Consider the following 7,932-nt stretch of genomic DNA (forward strand, 5'->3'; position numbering starts at 1 on the left):
CTATGGTTTGGGGCCGCGCAGGTCGAGGGTGGCCCGTCTTCGGCCGCGTCGTATGACTCCACCGTAGGCGGTATGGGGATGCGTGAGGCTGCCATGACCACGGCGGTGCTGAAGGCTTTGGCGGAGAACCCGGTCTTCGCGGTCGAATCGCTGACGGATGCGGCCGCCGCCGACCTGGGTGGTGCTATTGGATTGCACCTGGACGCATTCGGCGCGCGCGGCACGGGCGTCGACGGTCTGATTGCGGAACCTGACGATGCTTCCTTTCCCTTCGAACAGCTGGGTGGAAGCGAGCTCAGGTTCGGGCCGAACGTCTCGTTGGCGGTTCTGGCTGAGGTAGTGGGGCAGGTCGCTGGAAGGGTGGATGGCGCGATCACTCTTCGGGCGGCGGCCGACTCGGTGTCGACCAACTATTTTGCGGCGATCGGCGTCAATGGTTCGTCGCAGCTGATCGATGAGGCGATCGGCCGCGCGAGTGTGCTGTCGGGGTTGATGGATGGGGGTGGTGTGGGTGCGCGGTTAGGTGCGGCGGAACGCAACGATATTGATGTACGGGCGCGCATCGAGGCGCTGAGTGATGGCCTCGAGACGTTACTGGGGCTGTTGCCGGTACCGGGTGGTGCCATGGTGGAGCAGGGTGCCGGGGTTGCGGCGGGCTGGGCGGCGAGCACGTGGGCGGAGAGTTACCTGTCCGGTCAGTTCCAGTTCGATGCCGAACTCGCCCGATCCGGTGATGATGCCATGGTGATGGAGGATCGCGCCCGCTTCGATAATGCGGTCCTGCTGTACGGGGCGTTGGGGCCTGACCATGTCGGGGGCTATCCACCCTTTGATGCATCCGGTCACCCGGGAGTGTGGGCGGTGGGGTTCTTGAATTCTGCCGTGGTGCAGCAGCACTATGACCCGAATGACTGGTATCAGGGTCTGTATGAGCCGGCGTATAGCGCGGGTAAGGGTGAGGCAGATGATGGGGGACTGGGATGAAGCGGTCGGTAGTGCTGGGTGTGGCTGTGGTGGCGGCGGTGGTGTTGGCTGGGTGCACCCCGTCGCGGGTTCCTGTGGTGGAGGGGCCGACGATGATTGCGACGCCGACGATCGTGGGCGCTACGGTGTCCGATTCGCCCCTGGAGGTTGATGAGTGGGTGATCGCTGCGCGTGCGGCCGACCTGGGTTATGTGCTGGCGTCCAACAACGCGGATTTCAGCATCAGTCAGTTCACCTCCACCCATAGCGAGAACGCCACCGCAGGTCGGTTTTACGACTGGCGGGGTTCACATGCGGATACGGGGGAGGCGGCGTTCGTTTACCCGGGCCCGTCGGTGATGCAGGTGGTGTCTGTGGTGTCGGATGGTCCCGATTCGGCGACGGTCACGTTTTGTGATGGTTCAGACTATTGGATTGAGGGTGCGCCAGCTCTGACCGACGGCCGCCCGAGGGCCTTCTACATGGCGCGGGATGGCTCGACGATCCTGTTTTCCAGTAGCTCGATATCGTTCACGGTATGTGATGCGTCGGGGGCGCCGGTGGGGCGGTTTGATCCGGTGCCGACGGAGTTGGGTGTGTTGACGAAGGCAGATGTGCGAGCCCCGCTGAGCCTGGATTGACGTTGTTAGTCTGCTCGGTTCTGTGGTGGTGCAGGAGAGCTTTAATCCGAATGACTGGTATCAGCATTCTTATGAGTCGGCGCACAGCGCTGGTAAGGGTGAAGCAGATGAGGGAGTGGGATGAGGTATCCCGCCATTTTGGTTTCCGTTTCGGTTTCGGCTGGGGCAGATTTGCTGGCGGGGTGCACGCAGTGGCGGGCTCCGGCTCCGAAGGGGCCGACGGTGATTGCTACGCCGATGATTGTGGGCGATACGGTTTCCGGCTCGCCGTTGGAGGCGGACGAGTGGGTGATCGCTGCGCGTGCGGCGGATCTGGAAGTGGTGCTGGCCTCGAATAATGCGGACTTCACCATCAGCCAGTTCACCTCCACGCGCACCGAAGTCCTCGCCCGAGAGGAATTTCGTAGCTGGAAAAGCTTTCGTGTGGACACTGGGGAGCCGTCCTCGATCTACCCGGGCCCTCCGGCAATGCTTCCGGTGTCGGTGGTCTTGACCGGTCCGAATTTGTTGACGAAGGCGGATGTGCGGCGCCCGTTGAGTATGGGTTGACGCAGTTGATTCCGTGTGTGACGAAGAGCATATCGGCCGTTATCTTGATAGCCGCGACGCGAATGGTGGGCGGGCGTGATGAGACGGACTGTGTTGATCGCCGTGCTGGTGGTGGGCACGCTTACTCTCGCCGGGTGCACACCCTCCCCTGAGGTGCCGGTGGTTCCGAGTATCCGTTGGCAGAGTGAGGGCACATCGGCTCTTGAAACAGAACCCAACGTTGTCGCGGTTCGTGCTACCGACCTTGGGCTTCAGTTGGCTCGCATTTCGCGCAACTTCTCACAGCCGTCATACGTCAACACTCAAACTGACAGGCTCGCGAGGGGGTTTATAACGACTGGTACGGCTCGTATGTAACAAACAAGAGGGATCCTCTTGTTCAGCCGGGCCCGTCGATCTGGTTGCCAGTATCGGTCACGCCGTCGGCTGATGGGAACTCTGCTGTGGTGGTGGTGTGTGATGCCTCGGACGAGTGGTACCTCACGGCGGAGCATGAGCCCACCTATGACCTCAGCAAGGGGTGGCTGCTAGCAATGACGGTGGAATCCTCAGGCGACGGCCGCCTTATTTTGTCTGATGAGTAAAGTTCCTCGGATGAGTGTGATGCGACGGGTGCGCCGGTGGGTGTTTTCGATCCGGCTCCGATGCTTCCTGTGACCATAACGGAGGGTGACGTCGTCAAGTTTGATGTTCCGAACCCTAACCGCACGGGAACTCCAGCGAAGAACTGATTCGGGCATAACTGTCTTCATCACGACCGGAGCCCGATCGTGTCCCATCGGCTAGCATGTCCGGGTCGGTGAATGTGACGGGGGCCAGTGTGAGCGACACGGATGACGAGGGTTTCATTGGCCTGCCACCGGGCATGACGGCGCCGGTCGATTCCACTTCGGGCACTATCAAGCGCGATCGTCCCGAACGCCCGCGCGCCGGACGTGACGAGATCGTCTTCTTCCCGGTGGTTCCCGGGACGCCCTCGATTGCACCTGCTCCGGCGGCCGAAGACACGGTCGTCGAGATTCCCGCGCCCGCCGTTGATGACGCGACCAGCATCCGCGTCTCGCGCCACTCCGCTCCAGGCTGGCGACTCGTGATCGACGGGCGAGAGAGCGTTGCCGTTGGGGGGCCGCTCTACCTTGGCCGCAGCCCGATCGCCACTGCCGGTCATCCACAGGCCAGCGTTTTTGCCGTGGATGACGCGGCGAAATCGGTCTCGAAAACACACGCGCTGCTCGAGCTGGACGGCGGGGTGCTCTGGGTCAGCGATCTCGATTCGACCAACGGCGTCTGGGTCGTCCCGGCAGGTGAGGATGCACGTGAAGTGCTGCCGGGCACGCGCGCTGTGGTGCCCGCGGGCGCTGATCTTCAGCTCGGCGACCTGGTAATCCAGGTTGAGTGCGGGTAACGCTCCAGTTCCGAAATTCACTCAAGTGCGACTAATTTTGAACCAAATTGTTCGAAACACTGGACATCGTGGGGGGCACCTCGCTTATGGTGGAAGCGCTTGCGAACAACCTGGGCGGGTAGGTTGATCGACCGTAACTGCGGAAGATCATGAGAAGTTTTGTGTGATCCGATGCTGCCGATCACCACCCGCGAAGGGATCTGCCCGTGGATTCGCCCGAAGATTCAGCGATCATGAACTCTGCGTTCACAGACTCTGCGTTCACAGACTCATCAGCTATTGACTCGGCATCAGTCACTGCGCCGCCCACACGACCCGGGCGGAGCGAGCGCGCCGCGGCCGGCTCTGGCGGCCCGATGGCGCGCCGCAGTGCCCTGCGGGCGGGCATCGCCCTCCTCGCCGCGGGCGCGACAGCCGCGGTCGTGGCCGGTGCGGCGACGTCAGCGAACCAGGCGCCGTCCTCGACTCCCGGCGGTTCTCGACCGGCCCCTGGGACTCGCAGCGGGTCCGCCCCGAAGAAGGCTTCGCTCGCCGATGCTGAGCGCCGACGCACTGTGTCGCAGAGCCCTGCCGCCGCCAACCCCGCCGTGGATCGCGACGCCAGCTTCGTGGCATCTACTCGGCAGCAGCCCGGCGCGATGGGCCGGCAGGCCACAGGGCCCGCCGCGGCAGCGGCGGTGACGGTCGCCACCGGCACCGCAGATTCGCTTGAAACTCACACCCATCTGCTGTCGCGGGCGACCTTCGGGCCTCGGGTTTCTGACTATGCGGCACTTGCAGCCCAGGGCATCGACGCCTGGCTCTCCGCCCAGCTTGACCCTGCCGCGCTGGCAGATCCGGACGGAGACAGGGCGTGGTCGGCGTTCCCGCTCGCGCGGCTAAACATCACCGAGGTGCGCGGTGCGGTCAAGGAATTCGAATGGGATGCCGCCGAGCAGACCGGGCAGGCCACCCTCGCGGCGCAGGTCTTCAGCGAGCGACAGCTGTTCGAAGTGGTGGCCGACGTGTTCACCAACCTGCTGAACGTCACTACCCCCTCCGACTCGGTGTGGGCGTCGGGACCGGATTACGCGCGCACCGTTATCAGGGCTCACGCATTCGGGCGGTACGCCGACATGCTGCACGCGGCCATGAGACATCCGGCCATGCTGACATATCTCAACAACAACGAGTCTACGAAGACCGATGTCAACGAGAATCTCGGTCGAGAACTTCTCGAGCTGCACACCCTGGGGGTGGCGTCTGGCTACACCGAGACCGATGTGCGCAACAGCGCGAATATCCTCTCTGGCCGGGGCATCGACTGGGAGACCAGCCTGTTCTACTACGACGAGTCGAACCATTTCACCGGCCCGGTCAGCACCGCCTGGTTCAGTCACCCCAACGCCACCGGTGGCGGGGGTCTTGCCGTCGGTGATGCTTTCGTCGATAGCCTGGCCAAGCATCCCGCTACCGCTGTCACCGTCGCCCGGAAACTTGCGGTGAGGTTCGTTTCAGACAGCCCACCGCAATCGATCATCGACCGGCTCGCTGCCACCTATCTGGAAAATGATACCCAGATCGTGCCGGTGCTGAGGGTTTTGTTTTCGAGTACCGAGTTCTGGGCGGCACCGAAGGCAAAGTGGCGCCGCCCGCTGGAGGATGCCGTCGGCTCCGCTCGTGCGATCGGTGTGATTGCCAGCAACGATCTTGCTGCGGGAGTTAAAGACCTGTACTGGGCCGTCCAGTCGATGGGCCAGGCTCCGCTGTCGTGGATTCCGCCGAACGGATATCCCGACGTCACGGCGGCGTGGAAGTCAGCCAGCCAGATGGTCTCGCGGTGGAATCTTCATCGGGGGCTCGCCGATGGATGGTGGAAGGGCCTCACTCCACCTCAAAAGCTCAGCAAGGAACTGGTGCCGGTGGCTGGTCAGACCTACGCCCAGTGGGTCGACATTATTGCCGTCAGGGTGATCGGCCGGCCACTCACGCCCGAACACAACGCGGTGCTGACCTCGTACCTCGGCGTCGATGGCGGCGCCGAAGCCGATAGTGGGGACAGCTGGCAGGCGCCGCAACTGGCCGCACTCATTCTCGATTCTCCCCATTTCCAACTGCGCTAGTGGCTGAGAGCCAGCGAAGGAGCCTGAACCCGATGAATGACCCGACATTCCTCCACCCGGACTGCCCTGACTGGCGTCGACTTGGCCCCACCGAGGTTGACGCCGCGATTCGCGCCCACAGCGATATTGCGGCGGCTGAGCAACAGGCGAGGCGCGATCTCTGGGCAGGGGGTTTCACCCGCAGGCGCATGCTGCAGGGCGGCCTGATGGCCGGAGTGGCCGCGTTCGCTTCCCAACTCGTGACAACGCAGGTCTCCTATGCCGCCCCGGGATCGGTCGATACGGGCGCGCTGGTCGTCGTATTTCTCCGTGGCGGCATGGACGGTCTTTCGGTGTTGGTTCCCGCCTCAGACCCCGAACTCCTCGTCGCACGACCCGGCATCGCCGTGCGCGAGAACTCGGGACTGATTGCCTTCGAGCGTGGATTCGGCCTGCACCCGGCGCTCGCCGCCCTGAAGCCCATGCTCGCCCAGGGCCGCATCGCCGCCGTGCCCGCGATCGCCACACCGGACCTCTCACGCAGCCATTTCCAGGCGCAGGATTGCCTCGAGCGCGGGGGCGCGGGGTCATCCGCATCGCAGACGGGGTGGCTCGACCGGGCGCTCGAACTGAGCGGCCCCGGCACCACCTGGCGTGGCGTTGGCGCCGGCTACCGGCTCAACCGGTCGCTCTCGGGGGGCACGAACTCCGTTGTCGTTCCCGATCTTGGCGAGTTCGACATCAGTGTCGATGATTCGATGCTGGATGCCACGAGAACGGCGCTCGCGGGCCTCTATACGGGCCTCGATCATCCGGTGGCAGAGCAGACCACCCTGGCGCTGGCCGCATCGAGTGAGGCGCGGACCCTGTCCGCCGCCGAAACTGCATCGACCACCCGCGGATATCCCGACAACCGGTTCGCGCACGACCTGGGCACCCTCTCGACCCTCATTCGTGCCAACGTGGGTCTGCGCGTGGGCACCGTCGACCTTGGCGGATGGGACATGCACACCCAGCTCGGAACCCCGGACGCCGGCGACATGAAAGACATGCTGACCAGCCTCGGAGGCTCACTCGCGGCGTTCTTCGCTGACCTCGGCGCGAAGGCAGACACGACGACGGTCATCGTCATGAGCGAGTTCGGTCGACGCGTCGAACAGAACGACAGCGCCGGAACCGACCACGGTCACGGTGGCCTCGCCCTTGTTCTCGGCGGCGGTGTTCGCGGCGGAGTTCACGGTAACTGGAACGGCCTCGCCGGTGAGTTCCTCGACCAGGGCGACGTTCCCGGCAGCAACGACTACCGCAACCTCCTCGGCGAGGTGGTGATGAAACGGCTCAACCTGTCTGACGCTGACGCCTCGGTCATCTTTCCTGACTGGAAGGTGGCACCGCTGGGGGTGATGGCATAGCCACGGTGTCACGTCGACGCTGCCAGCCTGGGTGATATCCTCGCACTGTGCGTTTCACTCGACTCCTTCTTCGTCGCCGCGACGGGGCCTAGCCACCTGCCTCCCTCGTCGCGGAGTAGCGCTGTCGACCAGTGCTCACGATGGCTGGACACTCTCTCGACGAAGGACAGCATCATGACCGACACCACCACGACACACGGGGCTGCAACCGACAGCGGGCCTCGAACCCTGGCCGAGAAGGTCTGGGAAGATCACCTCGTCGTCAAGGGTGAAGACGGCACCCCCGACCTCATCTACATCGACCTGCACCTGGTGCACGAGGTGACCAGCCCGCAGGCGTTCGATGGGCTGCGCCAGGCCGGTCGCCCTGTGCGCAGGCTCGATCTGACCATCGCGACCGAGGATCACAACACCCCCACCCTCGCGATCGACAAGCCGATTGCCGATCTGACGAGTCGCACGCAGATCCAGACCCTGCGCAATAACGCGGCCGAATTCGGAGTGCGATTACACTCCCTCGGTGACATAGAGCAGGGCATCGTGCACGTCGTCGGCCCGCAACTCGGCCTGACGATGCCCGGCATCACCGTGGTCTGTGGCGATAGTCACACCTCCACCCATGGAGCGTTCGGGGCGATGGCATTCGGCATCGGCACCTCCGAGGTCGAGCATGTCCTCGCCACCCAGACTCTGCCCCTGACGGCGTTCAAGACCATGGCCATCACCGTCGAGGGCACCCTCCGCCCCGGCGTCACGGCCAAAGACATCATCCTGGCGATCATTGCGCAGATCGGCACGGGCGGCGGGCAGGGTTATGTGCTCGAATTCCGCGGCAGCGCCATCCGGTCTCTCTCGATGGAGGGCCGCATGACGATCTGCAA

General features: G+C 64.0%; 7 protein-coding genes. All 7 read left to right on the forward strand.

Features of this window, described 5'->3' with window-relative positions; genetic code table 11:
• Positions 1-984, forward strand: a 984-nt coding sequence (locus tag RMN95_RS15410; protein WP_309617790.1) for a hypothetical protein, incomplete at its 5' end; no start/stop codon positions are given.
• Positions 981-1,604 carry a hypothetical protein gene (locus RMN95_RS15415; RefSeq protein WP_309617791.1) on the forward strand — a complete coding sequence of 208 codons (624 nt, stop codon included), beginning with the start codon at positions 981-983 and terminating at the stop codon, positions 1,602-1,604. The genes RMN95_RS15410 and RMN95_RS15415, both read left to right, overlap by 4 nt.
• A 222-nt stretch (positions 1,605-1,826) precedes the next feature.
• On the forward strand, positions 1,827-2,153 hold the full coding sequence (locus RMN95_RS15420; RefSeq protein WP_309617792.1) for a hypothetical protein: 327 nt from the start codon (positions 1,827-1,829) through the stop codon (positions 2,151-2,153).
• An 820-nt stretch (positions 2,154-2,973) separates the two neighbouring features.
• A complete protein-coding gene (locus RMN95_RS15425; RefSeq protein WP_309617793.1) occupies positions 2,974-3,558 on the forward strand; it encodes an FHA domain-containing protein in 585 nt (194 codons plus the stop codon).
• 233 nt (positions 3,559-3,791) lie between these two features.
• Positions 3,792-5,660, forward strand: coding sequence for a DUF1800 domain-containing protein (locus tag RMN95_RS15430; RefSeq protein WP_309617794.1), 1,869 nt, complete (start codon positions 3,792-3,794; stop codon positions 5,658-5,660).
• A gap of 32 nt (positions 5,661-5,692) precedes the next feature.
• Entirely contained in the window at positions 5,693-7,051 is a 1,359-nt protein-coding gene (locus tag RMN95_RS15435) for a DUF1501 domain-containing protein (protein ID WP_309617795.1), read from the forward strand.
• A 174-nt stretch (positions 7,052-7,225) separates the two neighbouring features.
• The coding region (locus RMN95_RS15440) for an aconitase family protein (RefSeq protein ID WP_309617796.1) at positions 7,226-7,932 on the forward strand (707 nt) is incomplete at its 3' end.

It is taken from the genome of Salinibacterium sp., from assembly GCF_031364185.1.
Classification (GTDB): Bacteria; Actinomycetota; Actinomycetes; order Actinomycetales; family Microbacteriaceae; genus Rhodoglobus.